This window comes from Ideonella flava, assembly GCF_051857595.1.
Lineage (GTDB): Bacteria > Pseudomonadota > Gammaproteobacteria > Burkholderiales > Burkholderiaceae_C > Ideonella.
The window spans coordinates 324,828-348,407 of sequence record NZ_JBPZHD010000002.1 but is presented as its reverse complement, the minus strand read 5'-3'; the positions used below and the strand labels follow the sequence as shown (position 1 = coordinate 348,407).

The following is a 23,580-nucleotide window of genomic DNA, read 5'->3' as shown; positions in this document are numbered from 1 at the left end:
GGCCGTCGCCCCCTCTTCCAAGCAGGGCCGCTAGGGCAGCGTGAGCCCGATGAGGGCTGCCTCGAGGTTGCCGCTGTAGGTCGTGCTGCCTGCCGGCACGGACGTCCCATACGGCGGAATCGAAACCGTCCCGGAAGGATCCACGAGCTGGCCGGCCGGCGCCGTGACGGTGAACTTGGGCGAGGACAGCTTCAGGCGGACCGCCCCCAGCGAATACGGCGGGCCCTGGTTCGTCGTCGCCGCCAGCCAGACCGCGTTGTCGGGCGTGGCGGCGACGCCACCCGCGGTCTCGAAGCCGGTGCCACCCCAGGTGGCCGCGGCCTTGACCTTCTTGCCTGCCGGATCCAGGCGTGCGACGAACGCATCCTGGAAGCCGGCACCCAGCGACGTCGTCGTTCCGGCCAGGAGGACCGAGCCGTCCGGCGCCATGGCGATGCCTTCGCCCGTGTCGTTGCCCCTGGTGCAGCATCGCTTGCCGAACAGCAGGCTGCCGTCGGCCGCGATCTTCAGCACCAGCGCGGAGATGCCGACACTGCCCCCCTTGGCCACCTGGATGGCGCCGGCCGTGTAGATGGATCCGTCCGCCGCGGCGACCATTCCGCCGCGCGCGTCGACGACTTCGCCGGCACCGTACGTCCGTGCCCAGGCCAGGTCGCCCGCCGGCGTCAGCTTCAGCACCATCACGTCGAACTGCGAGAAGTCGCTGTCGGGCCGCAGCTTCGAGCTGGCGGCGTAGACGCTGCCGTCCGGCGAGACCGCCAGGGCCTCGAAGCCGGCGGCATCGTCCCAGAGACGTTGCCAGACCAGGTTGCCCAGCGAATCGAACTTCACGACGAACACGCCCGCGGAGCTGGGGCCGAAGCTCGTCGCACGACCGGCGATGTAGACGGAGCCGTCACTGTGCGCCGCCACCGCGCCGGCGCTGTCGAACTCGGCACCGCCCCAGGCCCGCGTCCACAGCAGGTTGCCGTCCGGATCGAACTTCAGCAGCACCGCGTCGCCGCCACCGTCGGCCGTGACGCCGGCCACGTAGACCGAACCGTCGGCAGCGACGGTCGCTGACGGATCCGTCACTCCGACGATGGTCGGCCCGTTCCAGATCCGCTGCCAGGCGAGCTCGCCATTCCACCGCTTGACGATGAACATCCGCGTCGCCGGCTGGCCGAAGGGGTCGACGGCAAAGCTGTCCGTCGAGCCGACGAGGTACGTGCTGCCGTCGGCACCGGTGGCGACGGCGGTGGCGACCTCGGCTCCGGCCCCGCCCCAGGTCGACTCGGTGAGCAGGATCTGCCCGTGCGCCGGGCCTTGCATGAGCGTCAGGGTCAGCCAGGCCACGCCCAGGCCTGCCCGCAGTGTCGTTCCGGCCGCTCGCGGCCGTGCCGGGAGCGGACTGTAGGTGTGGGTCATCGTGTTTCCCTTGCCTGTGCGGCAGCGTCTGCGGTGGCGGATGCCGATGCGTACGCCACAGCGAATCCAGGACTCGCATCGGTGACCAACAGACGGCGCGCGCGCCCTGCTGATACATGCGCCCGGCCATGGTTCACCCACGACCTCGGGCCCCGCGACGGGGATGAAGCAGCCCTCGCCCCGTCGGGCCCGCATCAACCGGAGACCGACCCCGCGCCGAACGCTCAGCGGACGTCCGTGGCGCTCGGCGCTCCGAAGGCTTCCAGCTCGCGGTAGCGGGTGGGCGTCTCGATCCCGATGAAGCCGTACTGGCGCGCCGGCGGTTGAACGAAGCGGAACTGCAGCTTCGCGACGCGCTGCGCCATTGGGCCGCCGTCGGGCCGGCTGAGCGTGACCTGCGAGGCGCGCTCGGACGTGTTGACCAGGATGTGGTGAGCATCGGCCAGTTGGAGGAAGGTGTCCGGCGACTCCACCGAGGACCACCACAGCTCGTAGGCCTGGTGCGAACGTTCGTCGCCGTTGGGCGCGGTCGGAAGGCCGGCATCGCTGCGGATGGCCGTGATGTCGTAGCCCTGGGGGGCGGCCTCGGTGTTCAGGCTGAAGGTGGTCGTGGACGCGTAGTCGCGGTCATTGCTGTAGGCCGCCTGCGAGCCGTCGTTCAGCAGGGCCGGAGGATGGCTGCCCTGGTAGCCGCTCGTCTGGACGCCGGCGAGCGTCACCGAGCCGGCACGGATGAGGTTGGGCTGCAGCGTCCACGGGGTGGAGGTCACGGTGCTGAAGCGATCGACCTGGTGCAGGCCCCAGAAGCGGCCCGGATCGGGGTTGGGCGGCGGAGCCGCGAGCGCGGCCATCATGGCCTGGAACCACCCCTCGGCCATCACCGCGTAGCCGGCGGCGTCGGGATGGATGCCGTCCGGGTTGGGGTGGTCGAGCATGGGCGTGTACAGATCGACCAGGTGGACGCGGTGGCCCTGCGCGCGATGCCGATCGACGAGCGCCGGGATCTGCGCATTCAATCCGCGGACGTAGGCCTGCGTCGTCTCGCTGGCGGGCGGGTTGGCCGGGATGATCTGCGCCAGGAAGATGTGAATCTCGGGGTTGAACGCCACGATCCGCGAAACGAGCTGGTCCAGCCGGTCGATCACGCCGGCATAGCGATAGGCCTGCTGCGCATCGTTGGTGCCGGCGTGGAGGGTGACGATGGCCGGATCCCACGCCCTGAGCCGCTGCTCGATGGGCAACGCGTTCCAGAAGCCCTTGCCGGTCGTGATCTGCTCGATGCGGTAGGCCGAGTAGCCGTCCTCGTCGTGATCCAGGAAATCGGCCGGGTCGCTCTGGCGCATGTTGCGCGACCCGACGAAGTTCGGCATGCCCCAGACCGCCGTGAGCTTGTCGAACAACGGGCGACGAAAGCCTCCGGTTCCGTCGCCGCCCTCGGTGATCGAGTCACCGATAGGCATGATGCGCAGCGGTGCGGCCTGGGTCTTCTGCGCCCACGCATGGGAACCGAGCAGTGCGAGGGCCAGCGTCAGCGCGGGCCAGGCCTTGGAGTGCATCGAGACGTCTCCGCCAGGAAAGTGGCTGGGAGTCTAGGGCGCCGCGGCGGCCGATTCTTCAAGCTTCGTCAGGCGGGACCCTGCGCCGCTGCCGTGCCTCGTGCACCGCCTGCTCGAAGGCCTGGAGGTCGAACGGCTTCTGCAGGAATCCATCGAAGCCGGCCTGGCGTGCCTGCTCGCGCATGGCTTCGTCGCCGTAGGCGGTCAGGGCCAGCATGATGGTGCCGTTGGTCGGCAGGCGGCGCGCCACCTCCAGCCCGCTCAGGCCGGGCAGGCCCACATCGATGAGCGCGACGTCCGGCGGGGCGTCGAGCAGCAACTGCAGGCCGCTGTGGCCGTCGAAGGCGTTGTGCACCTCGTGCCCCGCCGATCGCAGCAGCGTCGAGGTGGCGTCGTTGACGTCGGCGTTGTCCTCGATCAACGCGATGCGCATCGGCGCCAGGGCCGTGGGCCCCGCGCCGGGCAGGCTCGCCCCTTCGGGCGATGCTGCAGCGAGCGCAGGCAGTCGAACGATGAAGCTCGCGCCACGTCCGGCCCCTTCGCTGCGCGCCTCCACGCTGCCCCCATGCAGCTCGACCAGGCCCTTGACCACGTGCAGGCCCAGGCCCAGGCCGCCGCGGGCCCGGTCCAGGCCGGCCTGGGCCTGCGTGAACGGATCGAACAGGTCGCGCAGCAGCTCCGGCGGGATGCCGGCGCCGCTGTCCGTCACGGTCAGCGTGGCCCTGTCCTGCGTGGCCGCCAGGGTGATGTGGACCTGCCCGCCCTGCGGCGTGAACTTGGCGGCGTTGTCGACCAGGTTGGCGACCACCTGCTCCAGCCGCATGGCATCGCCGCGTACGCGCACCGGCTGCAGCGAGGAGCTGACGGACAGGTGCCGCGTGCGGCCCGAATTCTTGAAAGCCTGCACCACCGAGCCGACCACTTGCGCCAGCTCGACGTCCGCCTCGCGCAGCGTGAGCTTGCCGCTGCTGGCCCGCGCCGCGTCCAGCAGGTCGTTGACCAGCATCGACATCTGGCGCACCTGCCGCTTGAGCACCTCCTGCGCGCGCTGGTCGGTCTGGGGCGTGGCGTTCTTCGCCTCCAGCAGCGCCACCGAGGCCGCGATGGCGCTCAAGGGATTGCGCAATTCATGCGCCAGCATGCCGAGGAACTCATCCTTGCCGCGGCTGGCGCGTTCGGCCTGCTCGCGGGCCTGTTCGGCCTCGGCACGGGCCCGGCTCTCGTTGATCAGGTTGTCGCGCAGCTGGCGCCGCACGGCCTCGGCCTCGCTGATGGGCAGGGGCTCGTCGTCCGTCTCCGCCGCACCCGCCTTCGTGCCTGCCACCGCGGCCAGGCTCTGCAGCGAGCGGATGACCCGGCCGCCCAGCAGCATCGCCACGCCCGCGGCCACCAGCGAGGCCAGCAGCAGCCCGCCGACCATCAGCAGGGTCTGCCGGCGCAGCGCGGCTTCCACGAGTTCCGCCGGCACGCCGGTGCCCAGCGTCCAGGGGGCCACCGACAGGCGGCTGAAGGCCGTGTAGAAGGCCTGCCCCTCCAGGCCCTCGTTGCGCGCGGAGCCCTCCTGCTGGGTGGCGATCAGGTCCAGGTATTCGCGACGCGACTTCTTGCCGACCCACTGCTCGTTGTTGAGCGTGCGGGCGATCACCGTGCCGTGCTGGTCGTTCAGCGTGAGCGTCGCGCCTTGTGCAATGTCGTGCCGCTGCAGAAAGGCCAGCCAGTCGCGCTGGTCGATGCCGATGGCCGCCACGCGGACCACCTGTTCGCCCACGACCTCCGGCACCGCGACGAAGGTGTAGTAGCCCCCGCCCTGCCGGGCCGCCACCAGGCCGGAGACCGCGGGCTGGCGGCCGGCCAGCACGGTCAGCCGGGTCTCTTCGTCCAGCGCCGGCACGGCTTCCGCACCGCGCCGCTTGACCTGCACCTGCAGCCGACCATCCGCCGCCGTGACGGCCACCGAGGCCCACATCGGGTTCTGCGCCAGCAGCGAGGCCAGCGGGCCGCCGGCGTCGCCACTGCCCGCGTCGGACAGGGCGACCGCCTTTCCCCCCGAGACAGCCTTGAGCAGACGGATGGTGCCCGACAGCTCGGTGTCGAGCGCCAGCCTGAGGGCGCGCACGCGCTCGAGGTAGCGCTGGGAGTGCACCTCGCGCTGCGTCTGGTACAGCGCATAGCTGGACAGCGCGGCCACCAGGGCCAGCGGCGCCACCACCACGGCCATCATCCACGCCAGCTGCGGGCGAATGTTCATAGGCCCCCACGGCCCCTGCCGGGGGACGCCTGGCAGGCCGCGCCCCGAGGGGGCTCTCGCAGCGGCCCCCCAAATCCGGAGCCGCCCACGCCGCTTGCATGGGGCGGCTCCTGCGGAGCGCCCGTTGGAGCGAAGGCCAGGTCAGGCATCGAATTCGAAACCGTCGGCGGGCAGCAGCCGCCAGGGGCCGCCGCCGGCCAGCTGCAGCACCTGGGTGTGAAAGCGCAGCACGCCCGGGCGGTGGGCCACGCTGACGAGCGTGGCGCCGGTGCGGCAAAGGCGCTCGTACAGCGCCGCCTCGTTGCGGCTGTCCAGCGCGCTGGTGGCCTCGTCGAGCATGACCACCTGCGGCTCGTGCACCAGCACGCGCGCAAAGGCCAGGCGCTGCTGCTCGCCGACCGACAGCAGCTTCTCCCAATCGTGCTCCGCGTCCAGGCCGCCGACCTGGGCGGCGAGATCCGCCAGCTGCACCTCGCCGAGGATCTCGAGCAGCCGCTCGTCCGCGAGATCGGTGTCCGCGGCCGGGTAGACGAGCTGGCTGCGCAAGGTGCCCGCCTGCAGGTAGGGACGCTGGGGCAGGAAGAACATCTGTTCGACCGGCGGATGGTGGACCGTGCCCGAGCCGGTGCGCCACAGCCCGGCCACGGCGCGCAGCAACGAGCTCTTGCCGCAGCCGGAAACCCCGGTGATCAGCAGGCCTTCGCCCCGCTCGACGGCCACGCTCAGCTTCTCGACCAGCAGCCGGTCGAACTGCGGCGTGTACAGCGTCAGGTCCTCCAGCGCCAGCCGGTCACACGGGTCCAGCGCGATCTGCGAAGGCTGGGGCTCCTGCGGCACGGGCGAGGCCTGGTCGGCGCGCGGCATCACCCGCTGCCCCAGCGCGTCGAGCCGGCCGATGCCGGCGACGAAACGCGACAGGCTTTCGAAGTTGTCCACGATGAGCGAGACCGCGCTCAGCACGGCCGCGAAGGCGCCGCCGGCCTGTACCGCCCGGCCCACCTCGAGTTCGCCCGACAGCACGCTGCCGGCCAGCACCACGCTCGGCACGACCAGCGTGAGCTGGCTGAAGCCGCGCTGGTACAGGTTGAGCGAGCGCTGCCGGCGGATCAGGCGCGCGAAGTTGGTGAACGCCGCATCGAACAGCTTCTCGATGCGCTTGCGCTCCTGGCCTTCGCCCCGATAGAAGGCGATGGACTCGGCGTTCTCGCGCACCCGCATGAGGCCGAAGCGGAAGTCGGCCTCGCGCCTGAGCTGCCAGAAGTTCAGCGAGATGAGCGGCGCGCCGAACACCCACAGCGCGATGGCGGTGCCCAGGGTCGCATAGACCGCCAGGATCGCCACCAGCAGGTGGGAGATCGCCCACAGCACCGCACTGAAGGCGACCAGCTGCATCACCGAGCCGAGGAAGATCAGCAGGAAGTGGATGGAGCGCCCGGTGAAGGTGTTGATGTCTTCGCTGATGCGCTGGTCCGGGTTGTCGATGTCGGAGTTCTTCTGCAGCTCGTAGTAGCGGCGCTCGCCGAGGTAGCCGTCGAGGAAACGCCGCGTGAGCCAGCGCCGCCAGTGGTTGCCGAAGGCGTCCCGCATGTAGTAGTAGAAGGCGTAGACCGGCACGGCGCCGGCCAGCACCCACAGGGCCGCGCGCACCGACGCCCAGAAGCGGGGCCCCTCGTGCGCCGCCAGCGCCGAGGCCATCTCGCCGGTCTGGTCGTTGAGCATCACGGCGAACTTGGTCTCGGCCAGCATGAGGCCGATCAGCAGGGCCAGCAGGAGCCACGCCTTGCCGCGTTCGTCGCCTTGCCAATAGGGCTTGGCCATGCCATAGAACTGGCGCCAGGCGGCCATCGAGAGCTTGGGCGGGCGGATGTGCGGGCGGCGCGCCGCCAACGCGGCCGCGGCCGCCGCGGCTGCCCGCCGCGCCCGGGTGGTCGGCTTGGCGGTTTCTGGAGGGTTCACTGGGGGGCCGGTGTCGGCGCTGCCGGGCATGGTGCGGGCTCGCTGGGCAGGGGTGGAAGGCCGAAGCCACGGTAGGGCCGTGCGCCGCGCCGTGGTGTCGGACGAAGCCGGTCCGCGGCGTCGGCGCCAGGCCTTACATGGCGCGAATCAACTTGACGAGCTTGTCGAGCTCTATGGGCTTGGTGAACCAATGGTCGACGAGCTGGAAGGTGGCATCAACCTTGGAATCACCGAGCTGATGGCCGGTGATCCCTATCAGCACGATGTCATGGCCGTGCGCCTCGCGCAGCTGGCGGCTGAGGGCCAGGCCGTCCAGGCCCGGCATCTCGACGTCGAGGATGACGCAGTGAGGATCGAACTCGCCGATCATCCCCAGGGCCGCCAGGCCGTCGGCGGCGCTGCGCACTTCGCATCCCACGTCCTGCAGCACGCTCGACAGCGTCTGCCGCGCGTCAGCGTCGTCGTCGATCACGATCACCCGGGTATCGGCTTGCGCCATGGCCATCCCTCTCGAAACCACCCGGCCATTCGATCACAGTCGCCGCATACCGGTACGGGCATGCATCTTGCCAGCGACGGGTGCCCACTCGTCCATGCCATGACCGACCTCGACTTTCCGACCGCCCAAAGACTCGCTGCATCCCAGCCCCCGCGCCGCCGCGAGCAGCGGCTGGAACCGCGCAAGGCCGTGCAGCTGAGCGCCGTCGTGCAGCCGCGCGGCGGCCGGGCCATCCGCGCCACCATCGTCAATCTCAGCAAGCACGGTGTCGAGCTGATCTGCCTCGTCGACCTGCGGCCCGCCACCACGTGCCGCCTGCGCTTCACCTCCACCGCGGGCCTGCAGCCGCAGGTCGTCCGGGCCCACGCCTGCGTCGTGCGCAGCCGCCGCGAAGGCAGCGGCTACCGCATCGGCCTGCTGCTGTCGGCGGCGACACCGCGCGCCAACGACCTCCTGGAGTGCCTGGCCAGCTCCTGATCAGTGCGCGGGTGCGGCGTTCGCACTTGCCCCCTGGCCGGCGTGGCCCTGCAGCCAGCGCTGCTTGAGCGCATACATCGACTGCTGGCGGCGGGTGAGGCTGTTGGATTCGGCCAGGTGAAGGTGGCGCATGGCCTGCGCGTCGTCGCCCAGGCGCCAGTTCGCGAGGGCGAGCCAGAAGTGGAATTCGTGATAGTCGTTGGACACCGCCAGCGCGCGGCGGAACAGATCGCGTGCCTGGCCATAGTCGCCTGATTCATAGGCCTGGCGGCCGCGCTCGAAGGTGGCGAAAGGCGACAGGGCCCGCATGCGCGCCAGCCTTTCCTCCACGGCCCGCGCCTCGGCCTCGCGGCCCTCGCGCCGCCAGACGATGGCCAGGTTGGCCAACACCTGCGGATGGTCGCTTCGCCGCGCCAGCGCGGCCTGCAGCACGCGCTCGGCCTGCGCCAGCAGGCCATGGCGAAGATAGACCACGCCCAGCGTGTTGTAGGCGTCGATGTAGAGCGGGTCGGCCTCGATGGCCGCGCGAGCCCAGGTGTAGGCGTTGTCCAGGCCCTCCCGAGTCGATGTGGCTTTGCCACTTGACTCGGCCCCCTCGGGGGGCGGACGACGTATTCCGTCGGCCTCGGGGCGCCCTTGAATCATCGCCTCGGCCGCCTTGTTGTTGAAGTACATCGCCACGACCCGCTGCTCGGTGATGGGCCGGGAGCGGAGGCGGCGCGCCTGCGGCGGCGAGATGAAATCCACCGTCCACCAGTCGGGGCTGTCCTCCATCATCCGCACCGTCGGCACCCGCCGTCCGACCGCGATGTTGACGTGGCCCAGGTACAGCGCCAGGTCGCCTTCGCGGGCCCAGCTGTGGTCCACCTCGACCGACTGGTAACGCACCGCCAGCCCCGCCGCCTTGGCCAGGGCGCCGGTCACGATGACCAGCGACAGGCAGTTGCCGGCCCGCGCTTCGAAGGTCTCGGCGGCGTTGCGGGTGAACTCGGCGTCGTAGTCGATGAACAGTTGCTGGCCGTCGTACAGCCTGTCGAGCAGCGCCCGCTGCGGGCTGTGGGTCGCCAGGCGGGGCTCGATCTCGTCGTCGAGGTAGGCCCGCATGGCCGGGCTGAGGGCGAAGACCTGGGCCGCCTCCGGCTGGGCGATGGTCGGGCGGAAGGCGGCGTCGAGGAACAAGGTGTCGTGCGTCGCCCTGTCGAGCGGCGAGGTGGCGCAACCGGCAGCCGCCAGCGCCAGCCCGGCCATCAGCGCCTGCCAGGTCCTCATGACCGCCCTCGCTGGAGGCGCCGCTCCAGCAGCCCGAAGCCGGCTTCGAACAGCAAGGCCAGCGCCGCGGCCGGCAGGGCGCCCGCCAGCAGCAGCGCCTGGTCGTTCAGCGCCAGGCCGGTGACGATGCGCTCGCCATAGCCGCCGGCGCCGATGAAGGCGGCGATGGTGGCGGTGCCGACCGAGATGGCGGTCGCGGTGCGCACGCCGGCCACGATGACCGGCAGCGCCAGCGGCAGCTCGATGGATCGCAATCTCTGCCCGCGCTTCAGGCCCAGCGCCTGCCCGGCGAGCTTCAGCCCCGCCGGCACCTCGGCCAGGCCGGTGCAGGTGTTGCGCATGATGGGCAGCAGCGCGTACAGCGTCAGGGCCAGCAGCGCGGGCGCGGTCCCGATGCGGCCCAGCAGCGAGATCAGCACCGCCAGCAGGGCGAGCGACGGCACGGTCTGCAGCAAGCCGGTCGCGCCCAGCAGCAGTGCTCGGGCGCCGGCATGGTCGGCGGCCCACAGCGCGAGAGGCACGCCGGCCAGCACAGCCAGCGCGACCGAGACCGCCACCAGGCCCAGGTGCTGGGCGGTCAGGCGGCCCAGGTCCGGGCCGAACACGCGGGCCCACACGCCGGGCGTCTCGCCGGCTGGTGGCGGCACTGCGGCCGCCGTGGGCGTGGCCGCGAGGAAGTCGCGGGCGATCGTCTCGAAGGCCACGCCCTGCAGCTCGGCCCGAGCATTCATCGCGATCATCTGCGGCTCGCCGATGCGGCCCTGCAGCTTCTGCCAGGCCGCCCAGGCGGCCGGGAAGCGCTGCGGCACGTCCAGCCGGTACAGCAGCACGGCGTCGTAGCGGGGGAAGTAGCCCGCATCGTCGGCCAGCACCGTGAGACCCAGGTGCTCGATCTTGGCGTCGGTCGTGTAGATGTCGATCACGTCGACGTGGCCGCCGGCGAGTGCGTCGTAGGCCAGGCCATGGTCCAGGCCGCTCGGGCGTTGCGGCAGGGCGTAGCGCGCGGCCAGCCCGGGCCAGCCGTCGGCGCGGCCGATGAACTCGTTGCTGAAGGCCAGGTGCAGCTGCGGCTGACGCGCCAGGTCGCTCACCGCGCGAACGCCGAGCCGGCTCGCGGTGTCGGCCCGCATCGCCAGTGCGTAGCCGTCGTTGAAGCCCAGCGGCAAGGCCACGCCCAGCCCGAGTGGAGCCAGGCGCTCGCGCATCTGCTCCAGCGTCAGCGACGACGGCGCCTTGAGGACCTCGAGCGCGATGGTGCCGGTGTACTCGGGATAGACGTCGATGCCGCCGGCGCGCAGCGCCTCGTAGACGATGGCCGTGTTGCCCAGACCGGCCTTGACCTCCACCGCCGTCTCGCGCCCGGCCGCCTGGGCGAGCACCTGCGCGAGGATGTACGACTCGGTGAAGCGCTTGGAGCCTATGCGCAGCGGCGCCTCGGCCTGCGCAGGCGCCGGCAACGCGAACAGCAGCAGCAAGGCGAGCAGGAGGCGAAGCATGCGGCCAGCTTCGGCCAAGCCGGCCGCGGGGTCAAGGCGCGGGTCAGGTCGGCCCGCTGCCGCAGTCCGGGCCCCCGCCGTGCGCCGCCATGGCGGCCTCGAAGCGCTGCTGCAGCTGCCCGGTCGGCACGTCCTCCTTGTGCGTCGCGATCAGCCACTTGTGGCCGAAGGGGTCGACGATGCCGCCGGCGCGGTCACCCCAGAACTGGTCCATCAAGGGCATCTCCGGCTTGGCGCCGGCCTGCAGCGCCTTCTGCACGACCTGGTCGCAGTCGTCGACATAGAAGGTCACGGTGGTGGCCGAGCCGCCTATGGCCAGCGGGCTCAGGGCGCCCATCTGCGGGCGCTCCTCGGTCAGCATGAAGCTCTGCGGGCCGACCTGCAGCTGGCAATGCACCACCTCGCCGTTGGGCGCGTCCAGCCGCACCACCACCTCGGCGCCGAAGACGCGCCGGTAAAAGGCGATGGCATCGGCAGCGCCGCGGATCGTCAGGTAGGGGATGGCGCCGATCGGCGCGGGCACGGGGTTCACTTCGGGCATGACTTGCTCCTTGGAGTCGGGATGGATGAAGCGCGAGGCGCCTCATCACCACGACGAAGCGGGAGCCGGGATTTCGACAAAGCCTGTCCGGGCGCCGACAAAAGCCCGAAACACGGCACGGCCCGACCCGCCGAAGGCCACGTCCGGACTGGGCCGCGTCCCGCGCGACGCGCGCATCCGAGACTTCGGACACGAACGCGGGCCGGGCGCGATGGCGAGTTTGACGCGCATCAAGCAGCCGCCCCGAGGCGCCGCCCAGACTCGGCGCCCATGTCGTCCACGACGATCCCTTCGCCCGTTCTGCCTCCTGCGTCGCCGCCGGCCGCGAGCCCGGATGCGGGCTCGAACCTGGGCAGCGGCTGGCGCCGGGCGCTGGCCGGCTCGTCCCTGCTCGTGACCCTGTCGATTCTCGTGCTGGCGGCCCTGTGGGGCGCCGTGGCCTGGCAGACCCATCGGGAGCAGACCGAGGCGGTGCACAACGCCGAGGTCGAGCTCACCAACCTGACCCGGGCCTTTGCCGAGCACAGCGCCAAGACGCTCGAAAGCGCTGACCAGGCGATCCGTTTCGTCCGCAACGAGTACCTCGAACACGGCAAGGACCTGGACATCGCCGGCTACCTGCAGGACAAGCGGATCATCGACTCGGACTTTCACCTGATTTCGGTGATCGGGACCGATGGCTACATCTCGCACTCCTCCCAGCTCTTCCAGCGCGTGGACCTGCGCGACCGGGAGCACTTCAAGGTGCACACCACGGGGGCCGCGGGCGACGCACTCTTCATCAGCAAGCCGGTGCTCGGCCGTGTATCGGGCAAGTGGTCCATCCAGCTGACGCGTCGCGTCGACACGCCGCAGGGCCAGTTCGCCGGCGTCGTGGTGCTCTCGCTGGCGCCCGAATACCTCACGCGCTTCTACAGCGGCGTCGACCTCGGCGCCCAGGGCGCCATCACCCTGGTCGGCTACGACGGCGTCGTCCGCGCGCGCGCCACCCATGACGACAAGCGTGCTTCGCAGGATCTGTCCCAGGCTCCTCTGTTCCGGCAGGCCATGCAACGCAAGATCGGGACCTGGCGCGCCGTCAGCAGCATCGACGGCGTGGAACGCCTGTGGGCGTTCCGTGGTCTCGATGCCTACGGGCTGCTCGTGGTCACCGGCAAGGGCGTCGACGACATCATGGCGGAAGCACGCCAGCGCCGCTCCGGCTATTTCGCGGTGGCCTCGGTCCTGAGCGTGGTCATCGTCGGCTTCGCGGCCGGCCTGGTGCGCCGCGCGCGGGCACAGCAGGCGCTGCTCGACGAATTGGCGCTCAGCAATGAGCGCGCCAACGCCGCCAACGTGATGAAGACGCGCTTCCTGGCAAGCGTTTCCCATGAGCTGCGCACCCCGTTGAACGGCATCCTCGGCTACGCGGAGCTCGTCCGCGACGGCGCCGGCGACGAGGAGACCCGCGACCACGCCCGGGCCATCCACCAGAGCGCGAGCCGCCTCCATGGCATGGTCAACGACATCCTGGACCTGGCCCGGATCGAATCGGGGCGGATGCAGGTGCAGCTCGGAGACGTCGACCTGCGGCGGCTGCTGGCCGGCGTCTGGCGGCGGCACGACGGCCCGGCCCGGGCCCGCGCGCTGTCGCTCAGGCTGCACTTCGACCCCTCGTGCCCTCACGGCATCAGGACCGACGCGGCCAAGCTGGAGAAGGTCCTCCACCACCTCGTGGACAACGCGATCAGGTTCTCCAGCGAAGGCGACATCGACGTCACGGCGAGCGCCCGGGACGGTCATCTGGTGGTGCTCATCCAGGACCGCGGCTGCGGCATCGCGGGCCACCGGATCCCTGCGCTGCTGACCCGCTTTCACTCCACGACGGCCGAGGTCACCCATGCGCAGCAGGGTGCCGGCCTCGGGCTGCCGCTGTCCCACGAGCTGATGCGGATGCTTGGCGGCAGCATCCGGATCGACTCCCGGCCCGGATGCGGAACCACCGTCGAAATCCAACTGCCCCTGGACGCGGCGCCCGCCGGTCCACCCCCCTCCGAAGACGCCCGCCCATGTGCACACCCAAGAACGCCCTGATCGTCGACGACAACCAGCTCAACAGCAACCTGGTGGCCGCATTCCTGAAGCGCCTGGGCTGGCAGGCCTGCATCGTGAACACGGGTGACGACGCCCTGCGGTGGCTGCAGGCCCAGCCCTTCGACATGGTGCTGCTGGACCTGCGCATGCCCCATCTCAGCGGCGAGCAGGTCTGCCGGCGGATCCGCGACGAGCTGGGGCTGGATTCGCTGCACGTCGTGGCCTACACCGCGCACGGCATGCCCGAGGAACGCCACCGCATGCTCAGCGCCGGCTTCGACGACCTGCTCATCAAGCCCATCTCCTTCGCCGACGTGAAGGCCCTGTGCACCGTCTTCGAGACGCGGGGCGAACGATGAGCGCAAGCACGCATGCCTTCGCCGCGGGCGACGCGCGGGCCGGGCACAGCGCCTGGGTGGTGATCAACGACGCCCACCATGCCTGGAGCATCGCGCAGGCCCTGCAGGACGCGGGCTGGCGGCTGTGCGGCGTCTCCACGGGGCTCAAGGGTGCCCACGACCTGCTGCGGTCGTCGCAGCGCCTGCCCGAGCTGATCGTCTGCGGGCTGCGCTTCGACGACGGGGACGGCTTCCAGCTCATCCGTGCGCTGGCGGTGCGGCCCAATGCGCCGGCCCTGTTCTTTGCGAGCCACCAGCAGCGGGCGGTCATCAAGGCCGCCACCGCCCTGGCCCAGGCCTGCGGCGTGCCGGTGGCGGGGGTCGCGGAGCAGCCGGCCGATGCCGCCTCGGTGGTGGATGCGCTCGCCGGCTTCGAGCCGCCGCGCCCGAGAAGCCGCATCGCCGCCGTCGCGCCGCCGCTGGACCGCGAAGAACTGCTGTCCATCTTCGACCGTGGCGCCCTCTCGCCCTGGCTTCAGCCGAAAGTGCGGGTGGACACCCACGAGGTGGTCGGCTTCGAGGCCCTCATGCGTGCGCGCGACGAAGCCGGCGAACTGATCCTGCCCGACCGGCTCATCTCCAGCCTGTCGGCCCACGGCCTGCTGGACCAGGCCACCATGCACATGGCGCGCCAGACGGTCGACTTCGTCGGCAACTGCCTGTCCGAGGGGCTGGCCATCAGTGCGTCGATCAACGTGGCGATGCAGTCGCTGACGAACCTGGCGCTGTGCCAGGAGCTGGCCCGCACGGCGCAGGCGATCGACCTGGATCCCAGCTGGATCACCATCGAGATCACCGAGACCGACGCCATGTCCGACCTGGCCCAGGTGATCGAGAACACCGGCCGCATCCGCATGCTGGGCTTCAACCTGGCCATCGACGACTTCGGCACGGCCTACTCCAGCTTCTTCCAGCTGTCGCGCATCCCCTTCTCCGAGCTCAAGATCGAGCGCGCCTTCACCAAGGGACTGCAGCAGGATGCCGGCCACCAGGCGATCGTGCGCGCATGCGCCCAGCTGGGCGCCTCGCTCGGCCTGCACGTCGTGGCCGAGGGCGTCGAGACGCCGGCGGAGCTGGAGTGGGTGCGCCGCTGCGGCTGCACGCAGGTGCAGGGCTACCTCATCTCGCGTCCCATGCCGCCGGCGGAGGCCTATGAATGGCTGCGCGGGCTCGACGACCTGCGGGTCACCCTGCCCGACTGAAAGCCCGAGGCGGCGCGCTCAGTCCGCCGGGGCCGACGATGCGTCCCGCTGGCGCGACGCGAGCCTGTGGAGGATGTCCACCACGCGCTGCGCGCTGTAGGGCTTGACGATGAACCCGCTGACGCCCAGCTCCAGCGCCTGCTGGACCTTGGCCGCGGAGCTGAGCGCCGACACCATCACGACGAACGCCTGCGGGTCGGCCTGGCGGATCTCCTTCAGGACCTGCATGCCGTCGAGCTCCGGCATGTCGATGTCCAGGAAGACGACGTCCGGCCGCGCCAGGTGAAAGGCCTCCAGGGCCTCGCGGCCGTCGCGCACCTCGCGCAGCTCGACCGGCGCGAGCTGGCGCAGCAACCGGGCCAGCCATTGCCGGCTGGCGAAGTTGTCGTCGGCCGCCAGCACCTTCAGCGGTCTGGAGGCGTCGAATTCGTTCAGGCGTTCGAGCATCGGGGATCGGCTCTCGTCAGGCGGGCGCCCAGGCCTGCAACGCGTTCATGGTCTCGAGGATGAGACCCTCGCACAGCAACGCTGCGCGGGCGTGTCGCCGGGCGGCGAGTTCGCTCTCGATGTTGGCGGCCAGTTCGGTCAGGCGCGGATAGCCGTACGAGCCCCCCGTGCCCTTGATGTTGTGGATCACCAGGCCGAGGGCTTCCCAGTCCGACTGGCGCAGCGCGGCACGGATGGCATCGAGCTGCGCCGGCAGGCCGGCGCGGAACTCCTGCCTGAGCTCCTCCATCTCGCGCAGGAACTCCGGATCCTCGAGCTCCTCCAGCGGCGGCGGCGGGGCGCCCAGGTGCCGGGCGAGCGCCTCGTAGAACTGCTCCCGGTCCACCGGCTTGGCCAGCACGTCGTCGCAGCCGGACTCGCGGCATCGCGTCACGTCGGACTGCATCACGTTGGCCGTCAGGGCCAGGATGGGCCGCGCCAGGCCGGCGGCACGCAGCAGCCGCGTGGCTGTCAGCCCGTCCATCACGGGCATCTGCATGTCCATCAGGATCAGGTCGAAGTCCTCGCGCAGCGCGCACTCCACGCCCTCCTCGCCGTTGGCGGCCAGGCTCACCTTCAGGCCCGCCTGGCGCAGGTAGGCGGAGATCAGGCGCTGGTTGTCCGCGCCGTCTTCCACCAGCAGCACGCGCCCGTCCAGGTGCGGCACCGAGACCGAGGTGATGGCGAAGTCGGGGCGGCCGTAGTCCACCAGGTCGCCCTCCATCGTCAGCAGCTCGGGCGGGGGCGCATCGGCCGGCAGCAACAGGTCGAGATGGAAGCGGCTGCCGCGGCCGGCCTCGCTCTCGACCCGGATCGCCCCGCCCAGCATGGCGGCGAGCTGGCGGGAGATGTACAGCCCCAGCCCGGTGCCGCCGAACTTGCGCGTGGTCGAGACGTCGGCCTGGACGAAAGGCTGGAACAGGCGCTCCAGCTGGGCGGCCGTCATGCCGATGCCGGTGTCGGCGACGGTGAAGGTCATGCGCCGCTCCTGCTCGACGTAGGTCAGCTCCAGGGACACGGCGCCCCTGGTCGTGAACTTCACGGCATTGGTGCAGAAGTTCAGCAGGATCTGCTTCAGGCGCACCGGGTCGCAGCGCACGGTGGCCGGCAGCGGCAGGTGCGGCACGACGTTGAACTGCAAGGACTTCTCCTGCGCGCGGCCGTTGACCAGCGCGAAGATGTCGCGCAGCAGCAGCGGCAGGGGCAGGTCGACCCGCTCCAGGTGCATCTGCTGGGTCTCGATCTTGGCCAGGTCCAGGATGTCGTTGATGACCTCCAGCAGGTGCCTGCCGTTCCTGATGATGGTGTGGACCGCATCGCGCCGGTCCCCTTCCGACTGCCCCGGCTCCAGCAGCAGTTCGGCGAAGCCGATGATCGAGGTCAGCGGCGTGCGGATCTCGTGGCTCATGTTGGCGACGAAGGCGCTCTTCGCGCTGCTGGCCGCGATGGCCTCGTCGCGGGCGCGGCGCAGCTCCGCCGTGCGATCGCGGATCACCTCGTCCTGGCGAAGGGCGACCTGTTCGAGCTCCTGCATCTTGCAGGCGAGCAGCTCCTGCGCCTGGCGGCGAGTCGCTCGCTCGATCGCGAGGCGCCGCTCCAGGGCTTGCACCAGATCGTTCATGGGCACGACCTTATCGTGGCACCCTGTCGACGCCGCTTGACTTTTGTCAGCACCGCCTTCGCGGCGCTGCCCGCCGGCCGGCTTCGCGTGATGGATTGCCTGGCCGCCTGCAGGGCCACGCTCAAGCCACCGCCTCGCAGCGGAATGCCCCGACGGCCTGCACCAGCCGCGCGGCCTGCTCGCTCAGGCTCTCGGCGGCCGCGGCGCTTTCCTCGACGAGGGCGGCGTTCTGCTGGGTCACCTTGTCGAGCTGGGTCACCGCCACGCTCACCTGCCCTATGCCGGTGCTCTGTTCGGCCGTGGCCGTGCTGATCTCGTCGAGCAGGTCCGAGACGCGCCGGATGCGCGTGTTGATCTCGGCCATCGTGCTGCCGGCCTCGGCCGCGAACTGGCCACCGGCGGCCACCTTGCCCGCGCTGTCGCCGATGAGCGACTTGATCTCGCGCGCGGCCTCGGCACTGCGCCGGGCCAGGCCGCGCACCTCGCCGGCGACCACCGCGAAGCCGCGCCCTTGCTCGCCGGCCCGCGCGGCCTCCACCGCGGCGTTCAAGGCGAGGATGTTGGTCTGGAACGCGATGCCGTCGATGACCTCGGTGATGCTGGCGATCCGGCTGCTGGCCGCACTGATCTCCAGCATGGTGGCCTCGACGCGCTGAACCACCCCGGCGCCCTGCCGGGCCACCTCGCTGGCCGACGCCGCCAGCTGCGAAGCCATGCGCGCCGCATCGGCGCTGTTCCGGACGGTGCCGGTGAGCTGTTCCATCGAGGCCGCGGTCTGCTGCAGGCTGCTGGCCTGCTCCTCGGTGCGCTGGCTCAGGTCGATGTTGCCCGCGGCGATCTGGCCCGACGCGGTGGCGACCGATTCCGACCCGTGCCGCACCGTGGTCACCGTATGCAGCAGGTTCTCGTTCATGGTCTTGAGCGCCGCCAGCAGCCGGGCCGCCTCGTCGCGGCCGTCGACCACGATGCGCGAGCCGAGGTCCCCCGCCGCCACCGCATCCGCCACCTTCAGCGCCTGCTCCAGCGGCCGCGTGATCGAGCGCGTCAGGATCCACCCGAGCACCGCGCCCAGGACCAGCGCCGCCGCCGAGCAGGCGAGCAGCACGGCGCGTGCGCGACCGATGTGGCGCTCGACCGACTGGCCTCGCTCCCGGGCCAGCTCGCGCTGGAACACGGACAGTTCCCCGACCTGCTTCTGCAGCGCGTCGATCGCCGGCAGCGTGGTGCCGAGCAGCTCGGCACGGGCTTCGTCGCGACGCCCCGCTCCGACCCACTCGTCGACCCGCGTGAACGAGGCCACGTAGGTGGCCCGCGCCGCCTTGACCTGCGCCAGCAGGTCCTTGCCGCGCGCGCTCGCCACCAGCGTGTCCAGCGTCTGCAGGGACTGGGTGATCTCGGCCTTGTTGCGGGCGATGGCCTGGTGGATGCGCTCGACGTGCTCGGCGTTTTCGGCGAAGAACAACTCCATCGTGCGCCGGGCGTTGGCGCGCGTCAGCGTGTCGATCCGCCCGGCCAGCTCGGCCTTGGTCCATTCGGTGTCGACGAGGCTGCCGGTCGCCTCGCCGATCTGCGACAGGCTCGTCAGCGCCGTGGCGCACATCGCCAGCATCAAGGCGAGGACGAGGCCGAAGGCGAGCGTCAGCCGCGGGCCGATCTTCATGCGCCGAAGAATGTTCACGCGAGGTTCTCCCTGGGTATTGAGTATTGGATGGACTGCCTATCGGCCCGCCCGGCGGCCGATGCAGCATGAAGACGCCGCCGGATGATCTGGATCAAGCCGCCCTCACCCGCCGGCGCAGCTCGCGAAGGCAGGCCAGCGACTCCTCGTAGTCGAAGCGACAGATGTGGTGCTCCAGGCGCAGTGCAAGCGGCGCGTCGAGGGACTGCAGCCGCGGGCGGAGTCGGCGGGTCAGTGCCAGCGACTCGAAATCACCAGCCTCCAGCAGGCTCTGCAGGGCGTCCAGCCCCGGCTCGCAGGGGTCGTCGTCGAGCAGGGGCGCCGGCAGCGTGTCCTGCTCGCCCAGGGATTGGTGGATGGCCTGCGTCAACGCTTCGACCCGTTCCAGGAGGCGGCGCGTCTGCTGGTTCAGCTCCGGCGCGCCGGCATCCCTCAAGGCCGCGGCCAGCGCCGCGACCTGCTGGCAGACCTCGTCGGCCCCTATCGCTCCGGCTGCGCCCTTGAGCGCATGCAGCTCGCGCAGAGCCGCTGCCGAATCGCCAGCAGGATCGGCCGCGACGGCGGCCCCAAGCCCTTCACCGTAGTGCCGCGCGAACTGCCGCAGTACGCGGCGCGCCGCCGAGGCGTCGCCTCCCAGTTGCTGCACGGCCCGCGCCATGTCGAGGCCGGCCAGTTCGCCGCCGTCCCCGTCGGGCCGAGCCGCCGCCCGCGCGGCCGCGGCCGCCGAAGAGCGGACGGGCGCCGCGGCCTGCGGCGGCAGCCAGCGCAGGATCGCGCCGTACAGCTCGCGCGGATCCACCGGCTTGGCGACGTGGTCGTTCATTCCGGCGGCCAGGCACGCTTCGCGGTCCTCGCCGAAGGCACTGGCGGTCATGGCGATGACCGGGACATGGTCGAGGCTGGGGATCCGGCGGATGCGACGCGTGGCCTCCAGTCCGTCCATGCCGGGCATCTGCATGTCCATCAGGATCAGGTCGTAGACCTCGGTTTCCAGGCGCTCCAGCGCCTGCTGGCCGTCCGCGGCGATCTCCACCGCCACGCCGACGGCCTTCAGCAGCGCCATCCCCACCTCGCGATTGACCGGGTTGTCCTCCACCAGGAGCACCCGTGTCGAGTGGCGTGCCTTCAGGGCCAGGGCCGCGCTGGCATCGCCGGAGAGCACCGCCGGCCCGGCCGCCGTCGCGCCCGCCCGCATGCGGACCGTGAACCAGAAGGTGCTGCCGCGCCCCGGCTCGCTCTGGAGGCCGACAGTGCCCCCCATCATGGCGACCAGGCGCTTGGTGATGGCCAGCCCCAGCCCGGTGCCACCGAATCGCCGCGTGGTCGACCCGTCAGCCTGGGTGAACGGCTCGAACAACTGGCCCCAGGCGGGGGGCTCGATGCCGATGCCGGTGTCGCGCACGCTGAACCGCAGGCGCCACTCGCCCGCGTCGACGCCCTCAGGGGTCACAACGATGTCGATGCGCCCGCTCGGGGTGAACTTGACCGCGTTGCTCAGCAGGTTCATCAAGGCCTGCATCAGGCGCGTCGCGTCGCCGTGCAGGCATTCGGGGACATCGTCCACCTTCACGCCGATGAGGAGGCGCTTGGCCAGGGCCCGTTCGGACACCATGTCCACGGCCCGGGAGACCAGGGCCCGCAGGGAAAAATCGGTCGGCTGCAGATCCAGCCGGCCGGCCTCGATCTTGGACAGGTCGAGGATGTCGTTGATCACCTGCAGCAGGTGCCCTGCCGCTTCCGAGACCTTGTCCAGCCGTTCGGCGACCACACCCTGCGGGACGTCCCGGCGCATCAGGTGGGTCAGGCCGACGATGGCGTTCAGGGGCGTGCGGATCTCATGGCTCATGTTGGCCAGGAAGGAGCTCTTCGCCTGGCTGGCGGACTCGGCGCGCTCCTTGGCGACCATCAGGTCGGCATTCGCCTGCTGCAGCTGGCGCTCGCTCTGGCCCAAGGCGGCGTTCGCCTGCATCAGCTGGCGGGTGCGGGCACCGATCATCTCTTCGAGGTGATGCCGGTGGCGGTCGAGCTCCAACTCGGCGAGGTGGCGTTCGGTGACATCGCTGAACGAGGTCACGACCGAGGCGATGCGGCCGCCCGGCCGGTCGAAGACCGGCTCGGCGTTCACGCTGATCCATCTCTGCGAGCCGTCCGGCGCGTGAACGCCGACCAGTTCATTCCTCAAGGGGCGCCCCGTGGCCAGCGCCCGCTCCATGGGACGCTCGGCGCGCGGCATCGTCCGGCCGTCGGGATGCACGCTGCGCCAGGTCCTGAAGAACGAGGGGTCGCGCAGTTGCGCCAGGTCGCCACCGAAGAATCGCTCGGCCTGGGCGTTGCAGGCCACCAGTCCGCCGGCCGCGTCGTGGACGAGGATGCCTTCTTCCAGCGCCTCCACCATCGAGCGGTACTGCGCTTCGCTGGCCCGGACGGCCTCTTCCGCCTGGCGGCGCTGGGTGACATCCGTGTGCACGACCACGGCGCCGCCTTCGGGCACCTCCAGCGGCGTCACGCTCAGCTGGAACCACCTCGTGCATTCACTCATGCCGCACGGGTATTCCATCGTGAACAGCCTGCGCCGGCAGGCGAGGACTTCGGCGATGCCCGCCGCGGCTTCAGAGCCTTCTCGATCGTCGGCAAAGGCCGTTTCGCGGCACACCGCGAGGTAGTCCGCCCCCGGGTCGGGACGGGAAGACCCGCTCCCCCGCCGGCACGGCTGGGCCGCGAAGTCGCGCCACGCCTTGTTGACGGTGACGATCACGCCGTGGCGGTCGAGCACGGCCAGGTGGTCGAGCACCGAATCCTCGACCGCCTGAACCAGCCGGGCGGAAGCCTGCAGCGCGGCTTCCGCCCGCTTGCGCTCGGTGATGTCGCGCGAGATGCCGAACACCCCCATCACGCGGCCATCCTGGTCGCGCATCGGCCCCTTCACCGTCAGGTACACCACCGGTCCCGCGGGGGTATCCAGGAACTCCTCGTAGGTGCTCGCGCGATCGTCATCCATCACCGCGCGGTCCTTGCGCCGGATCGTCGCCGCCTGGCCCGGGGGGAACAGGGCGCTGTCGTCGCGGCCGAGCATGTCGTTAACGGACTTGCGCATCACGAGACCGGCTGCGCGGTTGCAGAACACATAACGGCCGGAGCGATCCTTGGCGAAGATGGCGTCGTCGGAGCCATCGGCAATGCTCTGCATGAGCGCGAAGTAGTTCAGCCGCCGCTCCCGCTGTGCCTGCTCCGCACGCAGCCTGCGCTGCCGGCTGCGTTCCAGCATCAGCATGTGCAGGCCCACCGCGGTGACCAGGACGAAGCCCCAGCCCTTGACGGTCTGCCAGAACTCCACCTGCCGGACGTCCTGGAGCAGGTGGTCCAGGACGGCGTCGGAGGCGAAGATCCACAAGGCCGCGGCAATGGCATAGGCCACGGCCACACGAAGGGCGTAGCGTCTGTCGCCTGCGATGGCTGTCCGTGCGTCCATGAGCTGGCCTTCCTGTGCGTGCTGCGCTTTTCAATGCGGGGTGGCAGCGCCGGCCGCATGGGCCTGGGGCGGCCGCTCCGGCAGGCGCCGGGCGATCTCGACGAAGGCGTCGACGTCCTCGAGGAACACGTCCAGCAGGTCGGGATCGAAATGGCGGCCGCGCTCGTCGCGCATCCTGCGCAGCACCTCTTCCAGTGCCAGCGCCGGCTTGTACGCGCGCCGCGAGATCAGGGCATCGAAGACGTCGGCGATCGCCATCAGGCGCGCCGCGAGCGGGATGTCGGTGCCGGCCAGGTGGTCGGGATAGCCGCCTCCGTCCCACCGCTCGTGGTGATGCAGGGCGATCTGCCGCGCGAACTTCAGGAAGTCCGCCGGCTCGTCGATGTCCTGCTCGGCGCGGGCGATGACATCCGCGCCGAGCCGGGCGTGGGTCATCATCACGGCGCGCTCCTCGTCGGTGAGGCGATCGGGCTTGAGCAGCACCCGGTCGGGCACCCCGACCTTGCCGATGTCGTGCAGGGGCGCGGACTTGCCGATGAGCTCGATGGTGTGCGGGTCCAGCTCGCAGGCGAAACGTGGATGCGCGCTGGCCCGCCGGGCCAGCTCCAGCACCATCTGCTGCGTCCTGAGGATGTGGGCGCCGGTCTCGTTGTCCCGCGTTTCGGCCAGCCGCGCGAGCGCCCGGATCGTGACGTCCTGCGCGATCTGCTTCTCGCGCGTCCCGCGGGTCACCACGGCCTGCAGCGAATCGTTCTGCCGGACCAGCCCGTCGCGCTCCTGCTTCAGGCGCAGATGCGTGCGAACGCGGGCCAGCACGACACTGGGATGCAGCGGCTTGGTCACGTAGTCGACCGCGCCCAGCACCAGGCCCTTGCGTTCGTCGTCCTTCGAATCCATCGCGGTGGCGAAGATCACCGGGATGTCGCTGGTTGCGGGCGACTGCTTCAGCCGTTGCAGGACGTCGAAGCCGCTCAGGCCCGGCATCATGATGTCCAGCAGGATGAGGTCGGGCCGCGGGGACCGCGCTGCCAGGTCGAGCGCCCTGGCGCCCGAACTGGCGGCCCGGACCGCGTACTCGGCGCGCAGCAGCTCACCCAGGAACGAAAGGTTTTCGGCGGTGTCGTCGACGATCAGGACCGTCTGCCGTGGCTCCATGCGCCCCTCCCTGTGGCTTCGAAGAGCGGCATCGTAGGGAGCCGGTCCG

General features: G+C 70.7%; 17 protein-coding genes. 4 read left to right on the top strand and 13 right to left on the bottom strand.

Annotated features, from left to right (window positions below; genetic code table 11):
- Positions 1–30: 30 nt before the first annotated feature.
- From ACS5PM_RS05280 to ACS5PM_RS05260, 5 genes are all read right to left on the bottom strand, one after another.
- Positions 31–1,407, bottom strand: coding sequence for an NHL repeat-containing protein (locus ACS5PM_RS05280; protein WP_439386221.1), 1,377 nt, complete (start codon positions 1,405–1,407; stop codon positions 31–33).
- 224 nt (positions 1,408–1,631) lie between these two features.
- The gene (locus tag ACS5PM_RS05275) at positions 1,632–2,963 is read right to left on the bottom strand and encodes a GDSL-type esterase/lipase family protein (RefSeq protein ID WP_439386219.1); all 1,332 of its coding nucleotides are present in this window, start codon (positions 2,961–2,963) and stop codon (positions 1,632–1,634) included.
- Positions 2,964–3,021: 58 nt separating this feature from the next.
- Entirely contained in the window at positions 3,022–5,211 is a 2,190-nt protein-coding gene (locus ACS5PM_RS05270) for a hybrid sensor histidine kinase/response regulator (protein WP_439386216.1), read from the bottom strand.
- A gap of 141 nt (positions 5,212–5,352) precedes the next feature.
- On the bottom strand, positions 5,353–7,197 hold the full coding sequence (locus tag ACS5PM_RS05265; RefSeq protein WP_500684343.1) for an ABC transporter ATP-binding protein/permease: 1,845 nt from the start codon (positions 7,195–7,197) through the stop codon (positions 5,353–5,355).
- Between the two features lie 103 nt (positions 7,198–7,300).
- Positions 7,301–7,666 carry a response regulator gene (locus tag ACS5PM_RS05260; RefSeq protein ID WP_439386214.1) on the bottom strand — a complete coding sequence of 122 codons (366 nt, stop codon included), beginning with the start codon at positions 7,664–7,666 and terminating at the stop codon, positions 7,301–7,303.
- A 99-nt stretch (positions 7,667–7,765) separates the two neighbouring features.
- Between ACS5PM_RS05260 and ACS5PM_RS05255 the strand changes: the two genes are divergently transcribed.
- Positions 7,766–8,143, top strand: coding sequence for a PilZ domain-containing protein (locus tag ACS5PM_RS05255; protein ID WP_439386212.1), 378 nt, complete (start codon positions 7,766–7,768; stop codon positions 8,141–8,143).
- Here ACS5PM_RS05255 and ACS5PM_RS05250 read toward each other — a convergent pair whose 3' ends face one another.
- The 3 genes from ACS5PM_RS05250 to ACS5PM_RS05240 are packed head-to-tail and all read right to left on the bottom strand — an operon-like array spanning position 8,144 to position 11,449.
- On the bottom strand, positions 8,144–9,412 hold the full coding sequence (locus tag ACS5PM_RS05250) for a tetratricopeptide repeat protein (RefSeq protein ID WP_439386210.1): 1,269 nt from the start codon (positions 9,410–9,412) through the stop codon (positions 8,144–8,146).
- Positions 9,409–10,908, bottom strand: coding sequence for a glycine betaine ABC transporter substrate-binding protein (locus tag ACS5PM_RS05245; RefSeq protein WP_439386208.1), 1,500 nt, complete (start codon positions 10,906–10,908; stop codon positions 9,409–9,411). The genes ACS5PM_RS05250 and ACS5PM_RS05245 overlap by 4 nt, the downstream gene beginning before the upstream one ends.
- Positions 10,909–10,951: 43 nt before the next feature.
- Positions 10,952–11,449, bottom strand: a complete 498-nt coding sequence (locus ACS5PM_RS05240) for a VOC family protein (RefSeq protein WP_439386206.1) — start codon at positions 11,447–11,449, stop codon at positions 10,952–10,954.
- A 270-nt stretch (positions 11,450–11,719) separates the two neighbouring features.
- Here ACS5PM_RS05240 and ACS5PM_RS05235 point away from each other — a divergent pair, with 270 nt between their 5' ends.
- The 3 genes from ACS5PM_RS05235 to ACS5PM_RS05225 are packed head-to-tail and all read left to right on the top strand — an operon-like array spanning position 11,720 to position 15,122.
- Complete coding sequence (locus tag ACS5PM_RS05235; RefSeq protein WP_439386204.1) at positions 11,720–13,522, top strand: sensor histidine kinase; 1,803 nt, start codon at positions 11,720–11,722, stop codon at positions 13,520–13,522.
- Positions 13,498–13,881, top strand: a complete 384-nt coding sequence (locus tag ACS5PM_RS05230) for a response regulator (RefSeq protein WP_439386202.1) — start codon at positions 13,498–13,500, stop codon at positions 13,879–13,881. Before ACS5PM_RS05235 ends, ACS5PM_RS05230 begins: the two co-directional genes overlap by 25 nt.
- Positions 13,878–15,122, top strand: coding sequence for an EAL domain-containing protein (locus ACS5PM_RS05225; protein ID WP_439386200.1), 1,245 nt, complete (start codon positions 13,878–13,880; stop codon positions 15,120–15,122). Before ACS5PM_RS05230 ends, ACS5PM_RS05225 begins: the two co-directional genes overlap by 4 nt.
- Before the next feature lie 18 nt (positions 15,123–15,140).
- Here the strand turns inward: ACS5PM_RS05225 and ACS5PM_RS05220 are convergent, their stop codons facing one another.
- The 5 genes from ACS5PM_RS05220 to ACS5PM_RS05200 form a co-directional block, all read right to left on the bottom strand.
- Positions 15,141–15,569, bottom strand: coding sequence for a response regulator transcription factor (locus ACS5PM_RS05220; protein ID WP_439386198.1), 429 nt, complete (start codon positions 15,567–15,569; stop codon positions 15,141–15,143).
- Between the two features lie 16 nt (positions 15,570–15,585).
- Positions 15,586–17,229: an ATP-binding protein gene (locus tag ACS5PM_RS05215; protein ID WP_439386844.1), complete on the bottom strand. Its 1,644-nt coding sequence runs from the start codon at positions 17,227–17,229 to the stop codon at positions 15,586–15,588.
- A gap of 121 nt (positions 17,230–17,350) precedes the next feature.
- Positions 17,351–18,907, bottom strand: a complete 1,557-nt coding sequence (locus tag ACS5PM_RS05210; RefSeq protein ID WP_439386196.1) for a methyl-accepting chemotaxis protein — start codon at positions 18,905–18,907, stop codon at positions 17,351–17,353.
- 94 nt (positions 18,908–19,001) lie between these two features.
- Entirely contained in the window at positions 19,002–22,376 is a 3,375-nt protein-coding gene (locus ACS5PM_RS05205; RefSeq protein WP_439386194.1) for a PAS domain-containing protein, read from the bottom strand.
- Between the two features lie 30 nt (positions 22,377–22,406).
- A complete protein-coding gene (locus tag ACS5PM_RS05200; RefSeq protein ID WP_439386192.1) occupies positions 22,407–23,531 on the bottom strand; it encodes an HD-GYP domain-containing protein in 1,125 nt (374 codons plus the stop codon).
- Positions 23,532–23,580: the final 49 nt, after the last annotated feature.